The sequence below is a fragment of the Labrys okinawensis genome (assembly GCF_047345005.1).
In the GTDB taxonomy this organism is placed as follows: domain Bacteria; phylum Pseudomonadota; class Alphaproteobacteria; order Rhizobiales; family Labraceae; genus Labrys; species Labrys okinawensis.
In genome coordinates, this window is the sequence record NZ_CP178864.1 from 4,759,155 (window position 1) to 4,778,682 (window position 19,528).

The 19,528-nt window shown below is 64.3% G+C and carries 21 protein-coding genes; 3 read left to right on the forward strand and 18 right to left on the reverse strand.

Annotated elements, in window-relative coordinates:
• Nucleotides 1-85: 85 nt before the first annotated feature.
• Nucleotides 86-604 (reverse strand): SRPBCC family protein, encoded by a 519-nt coding sequence (locus ACMDCR_RS22270; protein ID WP_413988721.1) that lies wholly within the window; start codon nt 602-604, stop codon nt 86-88.
• Complete coding sequence (locus ACMDCR_RS22275; RefSeq protein WP_413993691.1) at nt 582-947, reverse strand: ArsR/SmtB family transcription factor; 366 nt, start codon at nt 945-947, stop codon at nt 582-584. Before ACMDCR_RS22275 ends, ACMDCR_RS22270 begins: the two co-directional genes overlap by 23 nt.
• A gap of 239 nt (nt 948-1,186) precedes the next feature.
• On the opposite strand from ACMDCR_RS22275, the gene ACMDCR_RS22280 reads away from it, so the two are divergent.
• On the forward strand, nt 1,187-2,347 hold the full coding sequence (locus ACMDCR_RS22280; protein WP_413988722.1) for a diphosphate--fructose-6-phosphate 1-phosphotransferase: 1,161 nt from the start codon (nt 1,187-1,189) through the stop codon (nt 2,345-2,347).
• Between the two features lie 76 nt (nt 2,348-2,423).
• Here the strand turns inward: ACMDCR_RS22280 and ACMDCR_RS22285 are convergent, their stop codons facing one another.
• The 14 genes from ACMDCR_RS22285 to ACMDCR_RS22350 all read right to left on the reverse strand — a co-directional run bounded on the left by ACMDCR_RS22285 (nt 2,424) and on the right by ACMDCR_RS22350 (nt 16,315).
• Entirely contained in the window at nt 2,424-4,010 is a 1,587-nt protein-coding gene (locus tag ACMDCR_RS22285; protein WP_413988723.1) for a hypothetical protein, read from the reverse strand.
• Nucleotides 4,011-4,163: 153 nt separating this feature from the next.
• Nucleotides 4,164-4,838 (reverse strand): DUF2161 domain-containing phosphodiesterase, encoded by a 675-nt coding sequence (locus tag ACMDCR_RS22290; RefSeq protein WP_413988724.1) that lies wholly within the window; start codon nt 4,836-4,838, stop codon nt 4,164-4,166.
• Between the two features lie 150 nt (nt 4,839-4,988).
• Nucleotides 4,989-6,011 (reverse strand): ribonuclease T2 family protein, encoded by a 1,023-nt coding sequence (locus ACMDCR_RS22295; RefSeq protein WP_413988725.1) that lies wholly within the window; start codon nt 6,009-6,011, stop codon nt 4,989-4,991.
• 124 nt (nt 6,012-6,135) lie between these two features.
• Nucleotides 6,136-7,107: a C-terminal binding protein gene (locus ACMDCR_RS22300; RefSeq protein WP_413988726.1), complete on the reverse strand. Its 972-nt coding sequence runs from the start codon at nt 7,105-7,107 to the stop codon at nt 6,136-6,138.
• Between the two features lie 102 nt (nt 7,108-7,209).
• Complete coding sequence (locus ACMDCR_RS22305; RefSeq protein ID WP_413988727.1) at nt 7,210-7,971, reverse strand: SDR family NAD(P)-dependent oxidoreductase; 762 nt, start codon at nt 7,969-7,971, stop codon at nt 7,210-7,212.
• 4 nt (nt 7,972-7,975) lie between these two features.
• On the reverse strand, nt 7,976-8,290 hold the full coding sequence (locus ACMDCR_RS22310; protein WP_413988728.1) for an L-rhamnose mutarotase: 315 nt from the start codon (nt 8,288-8,290) through the stop codon (nt 7,976-7,978).
• 43 nt (nt 8,291-8,333) lie between these two features.
• Complete coding sequence (locus tag ACMDCR_RS22315) at nt 8,334-9,131, reverse strand: acetoacetate decarboxylase (RefSeq protein WP_413988729.1); 798 nt, start codon at nt 9,129-9,131, stop codon at nt 8,334-8,336.
• A complete protein-coding gene (locus ACMDCR_RS22320) occupies nt 9,128-9,925 on the reverse strand; it encodes an SDR family NAD(P)-dependent oxidoreductase (RefSeq protein WP_413988730.1) in 798 nt (265 codons plus the stop codon). Before ACMDCR_RS22320 ends, ACMDCR_RS22315 begins: the two co-directional genes overlap by 4 nt.
• The gene (locus ACMDCR_RS22325) at nt 9,922-10,755 is read right to left on the reverse strand and encodes a sugar phosphate isomerase/epimerase family protein (RefSeq protein WP_413988731.1); all 834 of its coding nucleotides are present in this window, start codon (nt 10,753-10,755) and stop codon (nt 9,922-9,924) included. Before ACMDCR_RS22325 ends, ACMDCR_RS22320 begins: the two co-directional genes overlap by 4 nt.
• On the reverse strand, nt 10,755-11,801 hold the full coding sequence (locus ACMDCR_RS22330; protein WP_413988732.1) for a Gfo/Idh/MocA family protein: 1,047 nt from the start codon (nt 11,799-11,801) through the stop codon (nt 10,755-10,757). Before ACMDCR_RS22330 ends, ACMDCR_RS22325 begins: the two co-directional genes overlap by 1 nt.
• Nucleotides 11,798-12,514, reverse strand: a complete 717-nt coding sequence (locus ACMDCR_RS22335; RefSeq protein ID WP_413988733.1) for a FadR/GntR family transcriptional regulator — start codon at nt 12,512-12,514, stop codon at nt 11,798-11,800. Before ACMDCR_RS22335 ends, ACMDCR_RS22330 begins: the two co-directional genes overlap by 4 nt.
• Nucleotides 12,515-12,520: 6 nt before the next feature.
• Nucleotides 12,521-13,489 (reverse strand): ABC transporter permease, encoded by a 969-nt coding sequence (locus ACMDCR_RS22340; RefSeq protein ID WP_413988734.1) that lies wholly within the window; start codon nt 13,487-13,489, stop codon nt 12,521-12,523.
• 8 nt (nt 13,490-13,497) lie between these two features.
• On the reverse strand, nt 13,498-14,997 hold the full coding sequence (locus ACMDCR_RS22345) for a sugar ABC transporter ATP-binding protein (RefSeq protein ID WP_413988735.1): 1,500 nt from the start codon (nt 14,995-14,997) through the stop codon (nt 13,498-13,500).
• A gap of 127 nt (nt 14,998-15,124) precedes the next feature.
• Nucleotides 15,125-16,315 carry a sugar ABC transporter substrate-binding protein gene (locus ACMDCR_RS22350; RefSeq protein WP_413988736.1) on the reverse strand — a complete coding sequence of 397 codons (1,191 nt, stop codon included), beginning with the start codon at nt 16,313-16,315 and terminating at the stop codon, nt 15,125-15,127.
• Between the two features lie 249 nt (nt 16,316-16,564).
• Between ACMDCR_RS22350 and ACMDCR_RS22355 the strand changes: the two genes are divergently transcribed.
• Together ACMDCR_RS22355 and ACMDCR_RS22360 are read left to right on the forward strand one after the other, a co-directional pair.
• Nucleotides 16,565-17,689 carry a mandelate racemase/muconate lactonizing enzyme family protein gene (locus ACMDCR_RS22355; RefSeq protein ID WP_413988737.1) on the forward strand — a complete coding sequence of 375 codons (1,125 nt, stop codon included), beginning with the start codon at nt 16,565-16,567 and terminating at the stop codon, nt 17,687-17,689.
• Nucleotides 17,690-17,842: 153 nt separating this feature from the next.
• On the forward strand, nt 17,843-18,013 hold the full coding sequence (locus tag ACMDCR_RS22360; protein ID WP_413988738.1) for a hypothetical protein: 171 nt from the start codon (nt 17,843-17,845) through the stop codon (nt 18,011-18,013).
• A 234-nt stretch (nt 18,014-18,247) separates the two neighbouring features.
• Here the strand turns inward: ACMDCR_RS22360 and ACMDCR_RS22365 are convergent, their stop codons facing one another.
• Both ACMDCR_RS22365 and ACMDCR_RS22370 read right to left on the reverse strand, forming a co-directional pair.
• Nucleotides 18,248-19,009, reverse strand: coding sequence for a hypothetical protein (locus ACMDCR_RS22365; RefSeq protein ID WP_413988739.1), 762 nt, complete (start codon nt 19,007-19,009; stop codon nt 18,248-18,250).
• Nucleotides 19,010-19,039: 30 nt separating this feature from the next.
• Nucleotides 19,040-19,435, reverse strand: coding sequence for a hypothetical protein (locus ACMDCR_RS22370; RefSeq protein WP_413988740.1), 396 nt, complete (start codon nt 19,433-19,435; stop codon nt 19,040-19,042).
• Between the last annotated feature and the right edge of the window lie 93 nt (nt 19,436-19,528).

Consider the following 19,528-nt stretch of genomic DNA (forward strand, 5'->3'; position numbering starts at 1 on the left):
GGATGCCACGAGGACACCAGGAAGCGGCCGCGGCCGCCACCCGTTTCCTATGCCTGGGATCGCCCCAGGTGTTCAGCCCCAGATTTCACGTCCGTCCCATGCTTGCGCCCAGCGTGACGAGAAGCTCGTCCAACTGCTCGAACTGCTCGGGCATCCCATCCTCCATCCCGGCGATGGCAAGGTCGAGAGCTTCCTTTGAGGGATAGAGCTCGTGGAGGACCAGCAGCGTCTTGCCCTCCTTTTCCTCGAAGGTCACCGTGGTGACGGCGCCGTCATCACTTTCCTCATTCGTCCAGACGAGGCGCGAGTACGGTGTCACCTCGAGGTACCTGCCGAAGAACACCATGGACTGCGACGCATCATGGCCGAACTCGAAACGGTACCTGCCCCCGACACGAACATCCACCTCGCAGGAAAGCAGGGACACGCCATTCGATTTCGGTGCCCACCACCGCTTGAGCAGTTCGGGCGTGGTCCACGCCTCGAACACGATACGCGCCGGGCCGTCGAAGGTTCGCGTAACGACCAGCTCGCGCTCGGACCTCCGTTCCACCGTCGTGCGGTTCTTCATGGGAGCGGGCTCACTCTCTCCTCTTGCGTCCATCGACCTTCTCCTTCTGTTTCAGTTCCTCGACAACCTTGCCCAATTCGTCGAAGCGTGCGTCCCAGAGCTGACGGTACCTCTCGATCCATGCCGCCTCTTCCTCCAGTCGGCGCAGGCCGAGCCTGCAGGTCCGCACGCGCCCCACCTTCTCCGTGGTGACAAACCCCGCCTGCTCCAGGACGCCGACGTGCTTCTTCATACCCGTTAGGGTCATGTGGAACTTCCCGGCAAGGTCGGTGATCGAAGCGTCAGCACGTCCGAGCTGCTCCAGAACGCCACGTCGGGTGGCGTCCGACAGCGCAGCGAACGAGGCATCGAGGCGGGCTTTCGCATACTGAACCATGTGGTTCAGTATGTAGCGCATGGGTTAGCGGCATGCAAGGGGAGGCCGAGCGCGCTGCGTTACCGGTCGCCTGCCTCCCAAACCGACCCGATCTCGCCGCTGCCTGTTCGTTGCCGTGCATGACCTGCAACGACGGTTGTAAGCGGCGCTGAACTCCGCTTCTATGGCTGGCGTCCACAAGCGCGAAGCGCGTCCAGGCGTAAACGCTCTAGAGACGCAGCGTAAGCAAGGGAGGTTCCATGTCGTCCATCGTCATCGCGCAGGGCGGCGGCCCCACCGCCGTGATCAACCAGACGCTCTGCGGCGCCATCGTCGCCGCCCGGCGGCACGACCCGTCCCTGCGCATTCTCGGCGCCCGGCATGGTGTGCGCGGCCTGACCAAGGGCGATCTGGTCGACCTCAACCAGCTTTCGGAAGCTGACCTCCTGCGCCTCGCCCATACCCCCAATTCCGGCCTCGGCTCGACGCGTGACAAGCCCGACGCCGATTATTGCGAGAAGATCCTTGCCGCGCTGCAGAAGGTGGAGGCGCGCGCCTTCGTCTACATCGGCGGCAACGACACGGCGGGAACGCTCGACATCCTGAGCAGGCAGTCGACCGGGTCCTGCAGCTTCGTGCATGCGCCCAAGACCATCGACAATGATCTGATGGAGAACGACCACGTTCCCGGCTTTATCTCGGCGGCCGCCTTCGTGGCAAAAGCCTTCGTGAGCGTCGACCTCGATTTCCGCGCCATGACCGGTATCTATGTCGCCATCGTCATGGGCCGGCACGCCGGCTTCCTCAGCGCCGCCGCGGCCGGCTGGCAGCGATCGGCCGACGAGGCACCGCATCTGATCTATTCACCCGAAAAGCCGTTCTCGGTGGCTCAGTTCCTCGACGATGTCGACGCCATCTACACGCGCACCGGACATTGTATCGTTTCGATGTCCGAAGGCGTGCAGGACGAGACCGGGCGCCCGCTGGCCGAGGTGCTTGCAGCCGGCGCGTTGGAGCACGACGCCCATGGCAATGTCCAGCTCTCGGGCGGGGATCTCGGCATCGAAATCCAGCGCGCCCTGAAGGAACGTTTCCCTAAAGCGAGGACTCGCGTGGACACGCTCGGCTATCTGTTGCGCGGCTATATCGGCGTGATCGACGAGACGGATGCCAAGGAGGCCTTCGAGGCCGGCGCCTTCGCCGCCCAAAGCGCCTTCACGGCCGGCAGCGGCTCGGTGGTGCTGCATTATGACGGCCACCGCACGACGCCGCGCATCGTCTCACTCGACCAGGTCGCCGGCCGCACGCGCCACATGCCCGACAGTTTCTTCGCAGGGAGCAACGCCATTTCCCCGGAGGGAAGGCGCTACTTCCAGCGCCTCCTGCCGAAACGGCCGGATATCTTCACGCCTTTCGTGTGAAGGCGGCGCCCCGTCGGGGGCGAGGGAAGATCCGGAATGACAGTGCTAAGGCAACGCGCCTGTCCTGCCTGCTGCCTCACTGCAACATGAACGCCTTGATCGTGCCCTCGGCAACTGCCTGCATGAGCGGGCTCTCGGCCAAGGGGCGGGTACCGCACAATTGCTTGCCAAGCACAGCGACCCAAACGGCGAGCTTGCCGTCGCGCCCCTTCTGCCCGCGCAGTATGGCGGCGGTCAAAGCGCACTGCCGGATCCAGAACCAGCGCCGTGTCGGCAGGTAGCTTGTGAGCAGGGCTTCCACGCGCTTGTTGCGCGAGCGGATCTTGCTCAGTAGCGCATCGATCTCGTCGCTGGATTCGAACCATGTCTCGATCAGGACACCAGCGTCCTGCAGCTTTTGGAGGGCGGTTCGTTGATTTTCGGGGCTTGACGCATCCAGCAGCACGCCGCCCAGGATCTCGTCGAACAGGACTTCGGGCTCGAAATTGTTCTCCGGCAGGACCGGCAGTTCGAGCAGTTCCATGAAGCGCACCAACAGCGGAGGCACGGGCGTGCCGGCCGCCCAATTCTCTGCCACCGCCGCTGCCAGCCGTGCGGCAATATAGCTGTGCGAAGCCGGGTAAGCATGGATGCCCGACTGCTCGAACAACATTTTGAGACGCTGCCCGGTGATACCTTCCAGGTCGCTCATTTCAACGATCCCCAGGCCGGTCTTGATCAGCAGCGAGATCGTTTGGCTCGGTCGTCCCTTCGCGGATGCGACGATGGTCGTCGCGCCTGCGCCATCTGGCACCGAGGCGAATACCCCCGTCAACTTGACTACTCTATCGGGAAGGGATGGCACCGCATGAGGCCCGAGGGCGGCCAGGACTGAATCAATGCGGCGTGCGCGATCAGGTTGAACCAGGGCGCGTATCAAAGCCAGCCGCGACACCAAGCGAGACTCCGGCGGATTCTGCTCCGCCGAGGCGACCAGGGTGTCACAGATGACGCCAGCCGTACGATCGTCTGCCGTCAAGAGGAAGCCGAGGGTCATCTCTCGCAACCGTGGATCCTGGCCGCTGGCCAACTTCGCTGCGATCTCCCACTTGGCCTCCTCCGGCATGTAACGCGCGATGTGAAAAAGGGCGTCGAAGTGCTCCAGCGGATCGCCATCCATTTCATCCGCGAGATCTTCAAGCAGCGTCTCAAGGCTATTGCTCCCGACCTGCTCCCCACCGGAGCCATCCCGGAGTTGCTGGGCGACGGCGGCTTGCAGGGAGGGGCCCAGAGCGAGGTTCGCCGCGCCGAAAGCCTGGGCGACCATCACCAGCTTCGAGCCTCCCAAGTCAGGCTGTTTGATGCGCTGCTCCAGCCAGGACAACAGCTCCCTGACTTCATGCCGCGCCTGACGGCTGCCGCTATTGGCCTCGATGCGCATATCGGAGAGGGCATCGACGAGATCCTCGAAGAGTCCCCTGCCCTCATCGGTCTCAAGCGCTGCAATTTCCTCGATCAGTTCCTGAGGCGTGTCGGGCTCGTCGAAGAGATTGCCAAGACGCCCCCCGCTTAGCATTTCCTGCAGCGCGTCGAACAAGGCCGCGTCCAATTCGGGCTGCCTCGTTTTCGAAGCACCAGACTTTGGTGGCGTCTTCGGTTTGCCGGGTTTCTTATGGGCGGCCATGGCATCCTTCGCAAACAATTCCCGCCGTTCACCAGAGCAAAATGCGTTCAGGCGGGAGTGGATTTCGAGATCAATGGGTTGGTATCAGGCGCATCTTGCGATTCATGGTAGATTGATCCGAGGAGTAGGACACGCTAGCTCATCTCTGCCGATTCAGGAAACCTGCGCCATGCTCGCGCTTTCCTGCGGCCAGCGCTCCAGCGCCTCGCGCCCCTTGGGCGTCAGGCCGTAGATGCCCTTGTCCACCCGCTCGAACCAGCCATACACATTGCCCTGCAGGATCTTCGGGGCGTCGGGCACAAGCCTGGCGAGGTCACGCCGCCGCAGCGGGCATTCGGCGAGGGCGGCAGCGCAGACGAGGGCCTGCTGGCGATAGGCCGTCATCTGCGGCACGCGGGTGGAGCCGCCTGTGACGGGATCGCCCTGGCGCTTGCGGTGCTCGGCGAGCAGGCGCGAGCGCCGTCTTGCTTCGCGGCGCGGGAACGGCGCCTCCGGCGTGACGATGATTGCCACCTCGCCCCGGTCTGAGACGCCGAGCAGGCCGAAGCCGAGGCGGCGGCAGAGATTGCGGAAGCGCTTGTCGCTCTCCCGACCCTTGCCACGCACCGAAATGCGCGCGGCAAGCCAGACCTCGTCGCAGGCAGCAGCCCTGTCGACACCTTGGAGTACGAGCTCGAGGTTGAAACTTTGCTTGAGCTCGCAGACAACGAGGAGCGGCGGCTCGCCCTCGCGCAGGGCCAGGACATCGCAGCCGCCGACCTCACCTTTCACAGAAAAATCAAGAGTTTCCAGGAAGGCTTTGATGGGGAGGTAGAGAGAGGTTTCCATAAGGTCTTAGATCAGTTGGAGCGCATAACTTTACGGAACGAGACGCACCAAGCCCGGAGCGGCGGTCTCAGACCGCCATCTTCCATGCCCGCAATTGCCCCGTTTGCAAGAATGGCGATCAGAGATCGCCACTCCAACTTCGCGCCCCAACTACTGCAGCCCCACCGCATCGACGATGCCGGACGTGCAGCCCTGGTCGGTCGGCGAGGCGCCGGCGATGAGGGTGGCGAGGGAAGCATTGTCGGTGACCTCGCCACGCAGGCCGATAGTCAGCTCCGTGATGATGCGCCGGTTGCCATCACGCTTGCAAGCCACGCGCACGCGGTCGCCGGCGCCGTTACCGAAGGCCTGGTCAAAAGCCTGGCGGATGTCGCTGGTCTCGATCTCCTTGCCGATATTGTCGGCGAAGAGCTTCTGTACCGGCGACGCATTGATCTGGCCGATCAGAGCGACCTCGCGGCGGAAATAGGCATCGGCCGATTTCTCGAAGAAGCAGCTACCGTGCTCAACCCATTCGTGGCGCTCGAGAAAAGAGGCTGTGCCGGGCATGGCCTGCTCCAAGGCCGTGCGGGTGGCGGGGTCGAGCTGTGGCTCGGGCAGATCCTCCCAGCGATGAGCCTTGTCGGCCTCGACATCCTGCTGAGGCACGCCGCAATAGGCATTGCCGCGCGGTTGCGGCCAGAGGCCATGCAAGGTGAAATGAGTCGCATCGAAGCGCTCTGGCGTCTGGGTCTTGCATTCGGTCTTGCCGGGCATCCCTTCGCAGAAGGCAGGCTGCCAGCTGATGGCGAAGACGTAGGAAGCCCCGCCTCCACCACCGGAGGGCGTATTGTTGCCCGGCGCGGGCTGGGAAGGCGTGGTAGGCGCCGGCACCGTGGTGCCGTCAGCCGATTTCACCTCACCGCAATCCACCGGTACCCAGCGCTCGACAGGTTGGGCGCCTTCGACCTCGACGCGGTAATAGGTCGGGTTGGGCTTGTTAGCGGCAAGCAATCTGTAGCTCTGCTCCGGCACCAACTCGACATTGCCCGGATTGGTCTGCTTGCGGATCGACAGAAACGCCGGGCAGGCCTGATGGGCCGTGAACGTGCCCTTCATGGGTTCGTCGGCCTGGGCGGCCGCAAGGGGGGCCAACATCGACAAGGCGAAGGCCGCCAGCCAGATTCTTTTCATTCAGTCCTCCCGATCGCGATCTTGTGCGGCTTGCAGCCAATTCCACCACAGTGGCGAGGAATAAAGCACAGGGCTGAACAGAAACCTACCGTATGGGGAGAACGGGAACGTGAAAGCGTATTCCCTATTTCGGGATTGGTACCGGAGTGCGCATCGGCTCACCCGCCAGCGCGCGCCGGACTTCCTCGGCGGCAAGGGCCTGCAACCGGTCGATCGAGGCGTCCGAATACCAGGCGGCATGGGGTGAGAGCTGCAGATTGGGCGCGCCGCGCAGCACATGGTCCGGTGGCAGCGGCTCGCTGTTGAAGACATCGAGCGCGGCACCGGCGATGCGGTTGTTCGCCAGCGCCTCCGCCAATGCAGCGGCATCGATGAGATCACCCCGCGCGGTGTTGACGATCATCGCATTCGGCTTCATGCGCGCCAACGTCGCGCGGTTGACGATGGCACGGGTGGCAGGCGTGGAGGGCGCATGCAAGGCGAGTGCATCGGCGGCTGCGAAGAGATGGTCCGTCGTCGCTGCCTTGCTCGCACCGAGCGCGCCGACCTGTATTTCCGACAGAGCGGGATCGAAGACGAGGAAGCTGAAGCCGAAGGGCCTGAGCCGTTCCATGACGGCGCGGCCGATGCGGCCGAGGCCGAGAAAACCCACCGTGGAGTCCCGGAAGGGACGCATCGGCTTGCACACCGCCACGGCCGCCCATTGCCCGGCTCGCACACTGGCATCCAGGGCAGCCAGCTTGCGCAGACCGGCGAGCAGCGCAGTCGCGGTGTGGTCGGCCACCTCATCTGTGCAGTAGTCGGGCACGTAGGCGACCTCGATGCCAAGCCCGGCGGCAGCCTTCACATCGATATTGTCGTAGCCGACGCCATAACGGATGACGCGGCCGCCCGGCGCAAGGCCTTCAAGAGCCGCCCGGGTCATCGGGGCAAACTGCACCAGCACGACATCGGCGCCCTTCACCGCCGTCGCGACGGCCTGCGCATCTCGGCACTGATGCGCGGCGAAACGGGCTGCGCCCGCCGCCGCTTGTTCGTGATGCAGGCTCGGGAAAGTATAGTCGGTGACGACGACGAGGCGGTCTTTGTCAGGCATGGCAGTTCCCAGCGAGAGATGGAGTGTCGACCTCCTGGTCGACATGCTTGAAACGTCGCGTCTGCGGAAAACTAGTGTCGACCAGGAGGTCGACACTCCGCGCTAAACTGGCAACTCCGCCGCGGCCCTGAACGTATCCGTGCGTATATCGATCTCCTGCCCCGCATATTCATCGCTTTCGGCCGTGCACAGGAACGCAATCGCCTTTGCGGGCTGGTCGACCGACGCCAGCGATTCACGCGGCAGACGGCTGACCGGATTGATGCCGGATGCGCGGATCTCTGCCTGCATGCCGGTATCCACCACGCCCGGCGCGAAGCCGAAGGCCTTGATGCCTTGCTCGCCATATTCAAGCGCGATGGAGCGTGTCAGCATGGCGACGCCGGCCTTGGCGGCGCAATAGGCGCTCCAGCCCTCCATCGGCCGATGGGCGGCTCCGGAGGAAAGGTTGATGATGCGCCCACGTCCCGCCTTTACCATGGCCGGAAGCACCGCCATCGCCGCGAAGGCGGCGCCGACCAGCGTGGTGCGAACGGCAGCGGCGAAGGCCTCCGGATCGAGCGTGTCCAGCCGGCCTATCGGCGCGACGACACCTGCATTGTTGACGAGCACGGTAGGCGGACCGAAGCGGCTTTCCGCATTCTGGACGAGCCGCGCGACATCCTCGCAACGCGAGACGTCGCAGCCGACAGCCAGGACGTCGCCGCCGACAATCGACGACGCCACGGCCTGCGCATCCTCTTGTCTACGGGCGGATACAATCACGCGGGCACCGTAGCCCGCCAGCGCGCGCGCCGCGGCGGCGCCAATGCCGCGTCCTCCCCCGGTGATGATGACCACCTCTCCCTTGAGATCGCGCACCATCGTCTCAATCCATGTGCCACTGCAGGGGCAGCAGGAAGGGAAAGCCGCGCCGCTCGTCGATCTCGATCTTCATGATCGGCGCCATCGACGCGCCCCAGCGCGCGTTCACCGGATCATCCTTGAGCACGTCGATGGTGCGCTGCAGGTCGTCCGTCTCGAAATAGCCGAACAGAGTAAGGCCATGGCGGAAGATGTTGTAGTTGCGTATGCCCGCCTTGCGCAGGGCCTCCGGCATTTCCGGCCAGATCTCGTCATGGCGCTTCTTGTAGTCGTCCTCATAACCGGGACGGACTTCGAGGACCCAGGCGTGATGGCTCATCGGGTGTGGCTCCTAGGGGTGGCTTTGCAGGAAAACGCGCGTCTTATCTCGTCCGACCCTCGAGATAATCGTGGATGATCCGGCCCGGCACGAGCGTGAAGTCGGTGCGCCAGTGCAGGCCGTCGAGCATGTCGACCACGGGCAGGCGATGGATGGGCGCCTGCGCATTCGGGCGCAGCTCCACCGTGTTCGGGCCGCCCCAGCATTCGTGCACAATGACGCTGGACAAGCGCCGCGCCGTAAGCTGGCGGATCGCGGGCCGCCCGTCGATATGGTCGACCGCCTTCAGATTGATGTTCTCGGCGAAGTCGAAATGCCGGTTAAGGCTTTCCAGGCTGTCGGGCTGTTGCTTGGTCGGCAGCGTCCCAGTGAGGATGTCGATGCCATTGCGCTCCACCACGCCGACGACGAGATCGCCCCTCACCTCCAGTTTCGGGTTGCCGAGCTTCTTGGGCTGGCCATGCACCTCGCGGCCATGTGCCACGCCGACATCGGAGGAGAGAAACAGATAGGGTGAATAGGAGCCGGCGATATCCGTTCCAGGCAGGTGGCAGCCGATCGAGACATTGCTCTCGCCATAGGCGCCCAGCCATTCGACATCGTTCATGCGGTAGATATGGGCGAACACCACATCGGAGGTCGGCTCCAGCGGCGGCGGAAGCAGCCGCGCCACGGCGGCCTCCGTCGTGCGCCAGACCAGCGTCAGCACCTCGACATTGCGGAAGGTGAAAGGAAAGGGCGGCACCATCGGCGCATCCCAGGGTGTCGAGAAGCCAGGCGAGACGATGTCCTCGATGGTGAGGCGGTCGATCCCTCCTCTCCGCAGATCCTTGCCGCTCATGCCTTGCCTCCCGTGAAGCGTTCCTCCATCGGTGGCGCCAAGCCATAGCCGACGAAGCCGCCGGTGACATTGATGGTCTCGCCAGTCACGAAGGAGGCTGCCGGCGACGCCACCCAGGAGACAGCGGCTGCGACATCCTCCGGCCGGCACCAGCGGCCGACGGGGATGGTCTTGATCACCTGCGCCTCGAAAGCCTCCCAGCTCATGCCGAGCTTCTCGGCCTTCTCGCGGAACTGCTTTTCCATGCCGGTCCCAGGACCGACATGGCCAGGCGCCACCGCATTGACGGTGATGCCGTAGCCGGCGAGTTCCACGGCGAGGCACTGGGTCAGGCCCCAGAGCGCATTCTTCGAGGCGATATAGGCCGAGGAATAGGGATTGCCGAAGCCGAGGCGGGTGGTGAGGTTGATGATGCGCCCGCGCCGCGCCCGCATCATGACCTTTGCGCCGGCGCGGCAGGTCAGGAACGGTCCGCGCGTGTTGACGCGCTGGATACGATCCCATTCGTTTGGATCGGTATCGACCAGCAGCTTCTGCATATGAATGCCCGCGGCATTGACCAGAACGTCGAGGCGACCATGGCGACTCTCCACCGTGGCAAAGGCCGCCTCCACCGAGGCGGAATCCGTGATATCGATGTCGACGCTCTCTGCAGCTGCTTCCCCCGGTCGGACGGGTGCGCCGGCGCGATCGGCACAGACGACATGGAAGCCATCATTGCTGAGCTTGCGCACGATGGCGGCGCCGATGCCGCCGAGGCCACCGACGACGACTGCGATTTCCTGCCCACTCATGACAGCCACGCCTTCACCAGGTCGCGCAGCACGATCGTCTCGGTAAGCACGTCGTCATGAAGCGTGTCCATATAGTCCTGGTGGACATATTCGAGCGACAGGCGGCCGCTGTAGCCCGCGTCGCGCAGGGTGGCGAGCTGCGCCTCGAAATTGATGGTGCCCTGATGCACCTTGGCCTGCAGCGCACCGGGCTTGGCCTGGCGCAGGTGGACATGAGCAGCGTGCGGGGCGAGCACATCGATCTCATCCTGTCGCCAGCCCATGCAGACGAAGTGAGCATAGTCGAGCGTGAGCTTAAGGCCGGGCGCCGCACCGAGGAGGTCGAGCGCAAGCTGCGGGCTTTCGAGAAAGGAATGCACATGCGGCTCGATGGTGAGCTGCACGCCCTGATCCCCAGCGAGCGGCAGCAGACGACGCAGGCTCTCCGCCGATTCCCTCAGCGCCTCGGCCCGGCCCTGCCCAGGGTTGCACACACCGGGCAGCACGAAGATCGTGGGAATGCCGGCCTCCCTGCAAAAGCCCGCCACGATCTTGAGGTCGGCTTCGTTGGCCTGCCGGTTGGCGGGATTGGCGAGATTGCGATCAGAGAGTGTTGAGCCGAACAGATGGTAGAAATTCGGCAGGTCGATGCCGAGGCCACGCACCCGCTCGGCGACCTTGCCGGGGTTGGCGAGCAACTCGGCCTTGTCGAGCGCCGGCCGGTAGAAATAACCGACGTCAAGGGCATTGATGCCAAGCACCCTTGAGATCGCCGCCGCCTCATCGAGGCTGCAGGCCCGCAGGGACCAGGAGGTCAAGGAAAGTTTCATGGCGGAAGTCTTCGTGGTCATTACACTGTCTCCAACCGTCCCGAGGCGGCCGAGCGGTAGAGGGCGTCGAGCACTTCCACCGCGCGCATGCCGGTATGGCCCGGCGAACGGTTGGTGACGGGACGTCCGAGGCAGAGATCGACCAAGGTGGTGAGCGGAGCCTCGCAGCTATAGCCGCCCTCACCCGGCGCCAGCGGAACCACGATGTCGCGCCCGTCGCGGCGGCGCACTTCGAGGCGCTCGCGTTCGATGTCGAGCAGGAGCATGCCCTCCGAGCCGAAGAGGCGCAGGTCGATCTGGAAGCTCCGATGCTTCGGCACGGTGGCGGCGCCCGAGACCGAAGCCGTGGCCCCATTCACGAAGCGCAGCACGGCGGCATCGTAATAGTCGACCCCGGCCGGCGACTTGCCGGTGGCGGCGAAAACTTCTGCCGCTTCCAGTTCGGTGATGCGGAAGAACAGGCCGAGCGCATGGACAAGCTGGCCCCAGCCATAGCCGCCGGCCTTGTTCGGATCGGCCCAGGTCGAGGCCGGCGGGCGGAACATCTGGCCCTCCGTCTCCTTCATGGGCTGGCCGGCAAACAGGTCTTCCAGCGCCGAGGCCATCTGCAGCACCCCATGCTGGATCTCGCCAATCTCGCCGTCCTGTACCAACTCGCGCGCCTTCTCGGCCCAGTCCTTGAAGTTCCAGCCGGTGGGCACGATGATCTCGCGCCTGGCATCGATGGCACGGCGCACCAGGTCACGCGCATCCTCGGTATTCGTGGTCAGAGGCTTCTCCACCACGACATGGCAGCCTCGCGCCAGCGCCGCCGCCGCGTGTTCGTGATGGAGCGTGTGGGGCGAAGCGATGACGACGCCATCCATCGCCACCTCATCCAGCATCTGCCGCCAATCCTCGAAGCCGAGCGGAATCTCGAAGCTCCTCTGCAATTCCTGAAGCTCGGCGGCGCCGAGGCGGTTGACCGCGACGATCTCGCAATCGGGGTTGGCCTTCAGCACCGGAATGTGGTTGACGGCAGCCCACCAGCCGGCGCCGATCACGCCGATACGCGCTTTCCTCGTCATTGATCCTTCTCCATGGCATCGACGGTGGAGCGGTGGACATTGTGCAGATGGTCTTCGACCGCCTTGGCAGCGGCCTCGCCGTTGCGTTTTTCGAGCGCCGCCACGATCACCTCGTGATCGGCCAGGGACTGGCGAAGCACGCCCGGCGTCTCCGAGGCGAGGCGGCGATATTCCGCTCCCAGCAGATAGAGGGAACTCGCCGTACGCACCATGAAGGGGTTGCCCGTCGCCTCCATGATGATGGTGTGGAATTTGAGGTCGGACGCGCGGAAGCTGAGCGGGTCGTAGAGAAGATCGCGCTGCACCACGATCTGCTGCTTCAATCGCAGGAGATCGGGTGTCGAGATACGCTCGGCGGCAAGTCGCGCGATGCCGACATCGACGAGCCGGCGGATCTCGTAGAGCGCGTCGATATTCTCGGCATTGAGCGTGAGCAGGAATTGCAGCGGGCCGAGCAGATCAGCGGCATCGAGTGGCGAGACATAGATGCCGTAGCCTTGCCGCACCCTTAGCACCCCAAGAATCTGCAAGCCGCGGATCGCCTCTCGGACGCTGGGACGGCTGACCTGCATCATCGCCGCCAGATCCCGCTCCGTCGGCAGCATGTCGCCCGGCTTGAGATTGCGCGAACGGATGAGGTCCAGCAGCTTCTTGGCGACCTGCTCGGCGATGGAACTTCGCTCGATCGGCAGGAATTCCTCTGGCTCGGCCATGATTCCTCAATCCCCCAGCGCGTGGGTTCTGAACTGGTCGAGACCGACGGCCAGCAGCAGCACGACACCGCGGGTGATGTCCTGCCAGAAGCTCGAAATGCCGAGCAGCGTCAGGCCGTTGTTGAGCGTGCCGAGGATCAGCACCGCCAGCAGCGTACCCCAGACGCTGCCGCGTCCGCCCATCAGCGAGGTGCCGCCGAGAATGATGGCCGCGATCACCGTGAGCAGGTTCTGGGCCGCCGCAGCAGGCCCGGCCGCGCCGAGCTGGGCGGCCAGGATGATACCCGCGCAGCCGCCCGACAGGGCCGACAGCACGTAGAGGATCATCAGCGTCTTCACCACCGGCACGCCGATCAGCCGCGAAGCTTCCGGATTGCCGCCCGTGGCGTAGACGAAGCGCCCGAACTTGCTGCGTGTCAGCACCAGCCACAGCACCAGGAAGGTGATCAGCATCAGGATCAGCGGCACGGGAATGGTGAAGAACCGCCCGCTGCCGACCCAGTTGAAGCTGCCCACCATCAGCGGCTTTGTCAGCCCGCCCGTGAGCACCAAGGCAGAGCCCGAGACGATCGACATCACGCCGAGGGTGACGATGAAGGGATTCATGCGAAGGCGCGTCGTCAGCAGCCCGTTGAAGCCGCCGATGGCTGCGGCCACCAGGAGGGCGCAGAAGGCGGCAACCCAGATGTTAAGCCCGGCGCTGTAAAGCAAGGCGATCACCACGCCGGTCAGGCCGGCGATGGCGGCCACCGACAAATCGAGCCCGCCGGCGATGATCAGCGGCGTACCGAGCGCTGCCATCAGGCCCATATAGGCGACGGTGGCGCCGATGGTGAGCATGTTGCGCCAGTCGAGGAAGAAGGGCGAGAGCAGCGAGAAGACCGCGATGATCAACAGATAGAGCACCAGGAGCACGGCCACACCGGCCCATGGCTTGGCGAGCATCGATGTCATCGTACCGGATTGCTGGGCCATGGGATCTCTCAGGCGTCTTCGAAAGCGGGATCGGAACTGGTGGCGGCCATCAGGTCCGCCGGCGTTGCGCCGCGGCTGAAGCTGCTGGCGATACGGCCACGGTCGAGCACGAGGGAGCGGTCGGACACGCCGGCGACTTCCTCGACGTCGGAGGACAGCACGAAGACGGCGAAGCCACGGTCGGCGAGGTCGCGCAGCTTGGCGTAGATCTCCTTGCGGGCACCGACGTCGACGCCGCGCGTCGGCTCCTCGAGGATGAGGAGTTGGATGCCGTCGACCAGCCAGCGGGCAATGCAGACCTTCTGCTGGTTACCGCCGGAAAGGGTGCGGATTCTCTGCTCCGGCCCACGCGTGCGGATACCCAGCCCCTGGATCCAGTGCTTCGCCTGTCTCTCCTCCGCCATGCGCGAGACATTGCCCCAGCGTACGAAGCGTTCCTGGAAAGGCAGCACGATATTCTCGCGCACGGTGAGGTCGGCGATGATGCCCTCTTTCTTGCGCTCGGCCGCAACGAAACCGGCACCGGCCTGCTTGGCCTCCATCGGCGAGCGCGGATGATAGGGCTTGCCCGCGAGCGTCGCCGTGCCGTGCTGGAGCGGTCCGAGCACGCCGAACAGCGCGCGTCCCAGCACCTCGACGCCCGAACCCACCAGGCCGAACACGCCGAGGATCTCGCCGGCGCGGATCGAGAAGGAAACGTCGGAGAGCTTGCCGGGCACCGAGAGACCGGCAACTGTCAGCACGTCCTTGCCGAAAGCATCATCGGCCTTGGTGACATAGAGATCGCCCACCGCATTGCCGAGCATGGCGGTGAGAACCTCGTCGCGACTGGTATGGGCGGTGGTGAACGTGCCGGCGTTGCGCCCGTCACGCAGTACGGCGATTGTATCCGATATTTCAAAGACTTCCGACAAATGGTGCGAAATATAGATTACCGAGACCTGCTGCTCCTTCAGGCGGCGGATGATCCGGAAAATCATCTGCGCCTCCTGCTCGGTCAGCGCGGCCGTGGGTTCGTCCATGATCAGCACCGAGGCATCGCCCGCCAGGGCACGGGCGATCTCGACGATGCGCTGCTCGGCCACGGGCAGGCGCTTGACGGGCATGTCGACGTCGATCGAACCGAAGCCGAGTTGCTCGAGAAGCTGGCGCGAACGCCGGCGCATGGCGGTGTCATCGACCACGGAAAAACCAAAGCTGCGCCTCATCGGCAGCTCTCCGAGGAAGATGTTCTCGGCCACCGTCATGTCGGGCATGACGGAGATTTCCTGTGGCAAGAGACGAATGCCAGCGGCAACCGCCTGGCTCGGCGCGGTGAACAGCACCGGTTGCCCGTCGACCATGATCGAGCCCTGGTCGCGCGAATAGACGCCGGTGAGGATCTTCATCAGGGTCGACTTGCCGGCGCCGTTCGAGCCCAGCAGCGCCACCACCTCGCCGGCCTCCACCACGAGATCCGCCTGCGACAGCACGGGGACGCCGCCAAAGGACTTCCCGATTCCCTGCATCTGCAATCTCGGAGTGCCACTCGGCATGATGGGGACCTCCCTGGGTGTGCCGGTCTTCAGACCGGCATCTTTGTCTCAACCGCTGAGGATCCATGCCGGTCTGAAGACCGGCACACCGATGCCCCGCTCAATCACTCGGGATCAGGTTCTCGAAACCTTTGAGGTCAGGCGACTGACGCAGCGAAGCCAGATGCGCGGCGAATCTGTCGGCCGGGAACTTGTAGTCGAGCGTATCGCCCGAGGCGCACTTCTGGTCGGTGTAGAATTTGCAGACATTGGCCTTGGTCACCATCACATGGTTGACCAGCACCGTGTCCGGAGTCTTCTTGCCGGCGAGCTGCATCAAAGCGAGCGGGATGATGTAGTTGCCGTAACGCTCCGGGAAATAGCCGACCGACGCGATGAAGTCCGGCTCGTCCACGAGGGTCTGCACCTCGTCGGCGCCCATGCCGACCACCAGCGCATCGGCATCGCGCCCAGCCTGCTTCACCGCCTGCAGCATGCCCGTAGCGGCTTGGTCGTTGATGGCGGTAACGAGGATGGGCACGCCCGGCGGGATGCGGCCGAGCACGTTGTTCATCTGGGCGAAGCTCTCCTCGCGGGTGTTCTTCGAGTCGATCTTGATCACCTGGCTCGCCGGGAAGCCGTCGACGGCGGCGATGAAGCCGGCCACCTGCCCGCCCGTGCGCATGGCCGGGATGGCGCCCGATTGCGGCAGCTCGCCGATGACGAGATAGCCCTGCTTCACCTTGTCGAGGCCGAACTTTGCGATCGCCGCCTGGCCGAGATAGGAGCCGCCCATGAAGCCGGAACGCGGATTGTTGGCGCCAAAGAAGGTGGCGCCAGGCATCGGAATGTCGATTGCCGTGACCTTGGTCTTGGCGTCGTTCATCTGCTGCATGATGGTGGCGCCGAAATTGGCATCGGTCTGGAACTCGACGACATAGTCGACATTACGCTGGATGAAGCTCTGCGCATTGGCGAGCGCCGTGGCTCCGTCGAGGCGGTTGTCGGCGACCTGCAGGTCGATGCCGGCTGCCTTGGCATTGGCCACCAGGCCCTGCTCTACCTTCACGCAGAAGGCGATGTCACGCTGCAGGTTGGCAAAGCCGATCACCAAATTGGAGCCATTGCGCGGCTTCGAGGCCGCAGCTGCATCCTTCACCATGTCGGCAAGCTGCTGGGCCGTGGGCATGGATCCATCGGCCTTATCGGGGTCGAAGCCATGGAAGTCTTCCGCCAGGGCCGCCGACGCCAGCAGCGTCGAGGACATCAGCAATGCACCAATAAGCACACCACGCCGGTTCATGCGCTTCATAACTCCCTCCCAGGGTTGCCGGCCTTGTCTTTTGGCCTGACCAATTGTATTTCTGTCGAGATAACACGGCTTGCCAAAACTGCCAAGGTGGAATGTCATCCTCAGCTCATGCCTGCTTCACAGGTATGAGGGGGACGAGCGAAGCGAGATCCGGGACCGGATGACGCGAAGGGCGCCTTTGTCGTTACACGGTCCCGGATCTCGCTGCGCTCGTCCGGGATGACAAAAAAGAAAAGTCGGGGAGTGGGAATGCGGATTACCGGAATGACGCCCTATGTGCTGCGCTGGCCGGAACCCAACGATTTCAACAATCTGCGAATGACCGTGCTGCTCGCCGTCGACACCGACGCCGGTATCCGCGGCTGGGGCGAGGCCATCGCCATGTGGCCGGAAGCCTGCAAGGCCACCGTCGCCATCATCGAGGACGGCTTTCTGCCCCTGTTGAGCGGGCGCGAAGCGCTGGACCCCCAGGGCTGCTGGGACGCCATGAAGAAGCACAGCTGGTGGTATGGCGAGGGCGGCATCGCGTCCTTCGCTCTCTCCGCCATCGACATGGCGCTGTGGGACATCGCCGCCAAGGACAAGGGCGAGCCCCTGGTCAAGCTGCTCGGCCCCCAGCACGAGACCTTGCCCGCCTGCGCGAGCCTGCATGTCAACCAGCCGACCATCGAGGACTCGGTACGTGAGATCGCCGCCCATTTCGCCAATGGCTTTCGTTCCACCAAGCTTGGCCTCGGCAAGCGCGGCCTATCGAAGGCCGGCCGCGATCCCGACTACGATGTCGCCCTGGTCGCCGCCTTGCGCAATGAGATCGGCAAGGCGGGAGGTATCATGGTCGATGCCGGCAATGGTACCGCCTGGGACCTGCCAACGGCGGTGCGTACCGTGAACCGCATGGCCGAGCACGACATCGCCTGGATCGAGGAGCCCTTCCATCCCGGCCGCGTCGCCGACCACATTGCGCTCAAGGCTGCGGTGAGCGTGCCGATCGCCGCCGGCGAGCGCGAATGGCAGCCGGCGGGCTATCGGCGCTGGATTGAGACCGAAGCTGTCGACATCTTCGGCATCGATCCGGCCCGCGCCGAGGGCATCACCGGCTTTCGCCTTGCTGCCGCCGCGATCGAGGATGCCGGCCGCATCGTCAACGCCCATGCCTGGTCGACGGCGGTGCTTACGGGAGCGAGCCTGCATCTGTCGCTGGCGACCCGCTCGGCGGTGCTTTTCGAGCTCAAGCCCTTGCCCGGTCCGATGCAATTCGAGCTGGTCGAGGAGCCAATCTGGCACGACAACGGGCTGGTCAGCGCACCGCCCCGGCCCGGCCATGGCGCGGAGCCTAAAATGACGGCAGTGGATAAATACTTGGCACGGCGCTGAATGCCCTACTGGAAGGGGGCTTAACGCCTTCTAAACCATGCGAAAATCACATGACCGATATACAGGCAGCGCCGTGCGATTTTGCACAAAAAATATCACAATTCGCGTATACACCACGCCAACGAACGAAACCTCTTTTTTGGAACTACGACAGTGACCACCGTGTCCCTCCTCAACGCCATCGCCACCCGGGTCGTTGCCTTCCGCAACCGCCGCCGCATCGCCAATGTCCGCCGGCAGCTCGGCTACCGCGAGATGCTCGACCTCGGCATCTATCGCGGCCATGTCGACCGCGTCGCCTCGGCCGAAAACGAAGCCATCTGATTTCGCAGATCGCCCCGTCCAGAACGGCGGCGCCCGCACCGAAAAGTCCGAAGCGCGATCATGGCCTGCCATGATCGCGTTTCTTATTTGGAGCACGGACGTCTCGGCTTCTCGTCCTTGTCGCTGGGCGTTGTCATGAAAGGTTCCTTGCCGATCTGGAGATCGGCACGGACCGCAGCGCTTCAGGAACAAGCACGCCGTTTCCAAGAGCGGACCGGACGTTCGCCCTTCCAATTACCTCAATGCCTTGTGCGCGGCCTCGATCGCATCGAGCAACGCCGGGTCGACGCCCGCGCTGCGCAGTTCCGCCATCGGCACGGTCGCGGCCGGGCCGCAAGCTGCCGTCACATGCGGCAGGTCGGTCTGTAGCAGCGCGAGACCATCCGCCTTGGCGTCGGGCCAGGCCAGGAAATGCAGGGGCTGCGAGTCGAGTGCATCCTGGCAACTTGGATCGATATCCGCAGGCTTCACGGCCTTGACATAGAGCGCCGTCAGCGCCGGCGAGGAGAGCGTGCCAAGCACGGTGCCGTCAGCGGCTTTGGTGGTGCCCTTCTCGCCGAGGAGGGCCGGCGGCAGGAACCTCGCCCAGTCCACCGGGATCCCGGTGGTCAGGTCGTAGACCAAGGCCTGCGTCGAGGTGTCGGGATAGGCACCGCCGCAGAAATAGTCATCCGTCGCGACATAAGAGACCAAGCGAGGTCCCTTCATGGTGATCTCGACCGAACGGGACCAGTCGCCACGCTTGCCCGCCTCGGCGAGGCAGCTGCGGGCGCCAGCCTTGGCCCGGGCGTCGCCCTTAGCAAGCGCCGCGTTGATCTTGCGGGACATGGCATCGCCTGCCGCGAGTCGCGGGAAGCCGTGTACGCCCTTGGCAACATCGCTCGCCTTGGCGAATGCCAGCGGCACCTCGTCGGCCTGTACCGCCGAGAGGGCCATCCCGCCCAGCAGCGAGGCTGTCACAGCCAGCCAGACTTTCCCCGTTCTACACCTGCTCATCGCTCGCCTGCCCATTGCGCCCTGCCCGCCTCAATTGGCACCGATCATCGCAAAGATGCGGTAATCAGGCTTCGATGGATCGGCAGAGACATCGCACACCCAGACATTGTGCTCCCCGGAGCCGATCATCATGCCCTGCCAGTTCAAAAACAAGTCCTCCGGCTTCTCGGCTAGGACAGCCGCACGCAGCGTCGGCCTGATCAGCGCCGAATCGAAATTGGCGAAGGCCCGCCGGCTCCTGAGCACCAATCGATGCTTGCCGCGGATGGTGACGGGAAAGCTGAGGTGAGAGCCGATCCAGTCCATGTCGTTCTGGCGGATCGCCTGCTGCAGATGGGCGAGGAAGACCTCGCGCGGCCCGGCCCAAGCGGGACCGGCAAGGCAGGTGAAGGCGCCGGCGAGCAGGGCCATGGAAAGATGTTTCATGCACAGATCTCTTCGGCGGCAAATAATACCGCTGGCGACGTTTTGTTCCGGTTTCCATCGCATAGATGTGATGAGTCACATAACCAGTTTTCA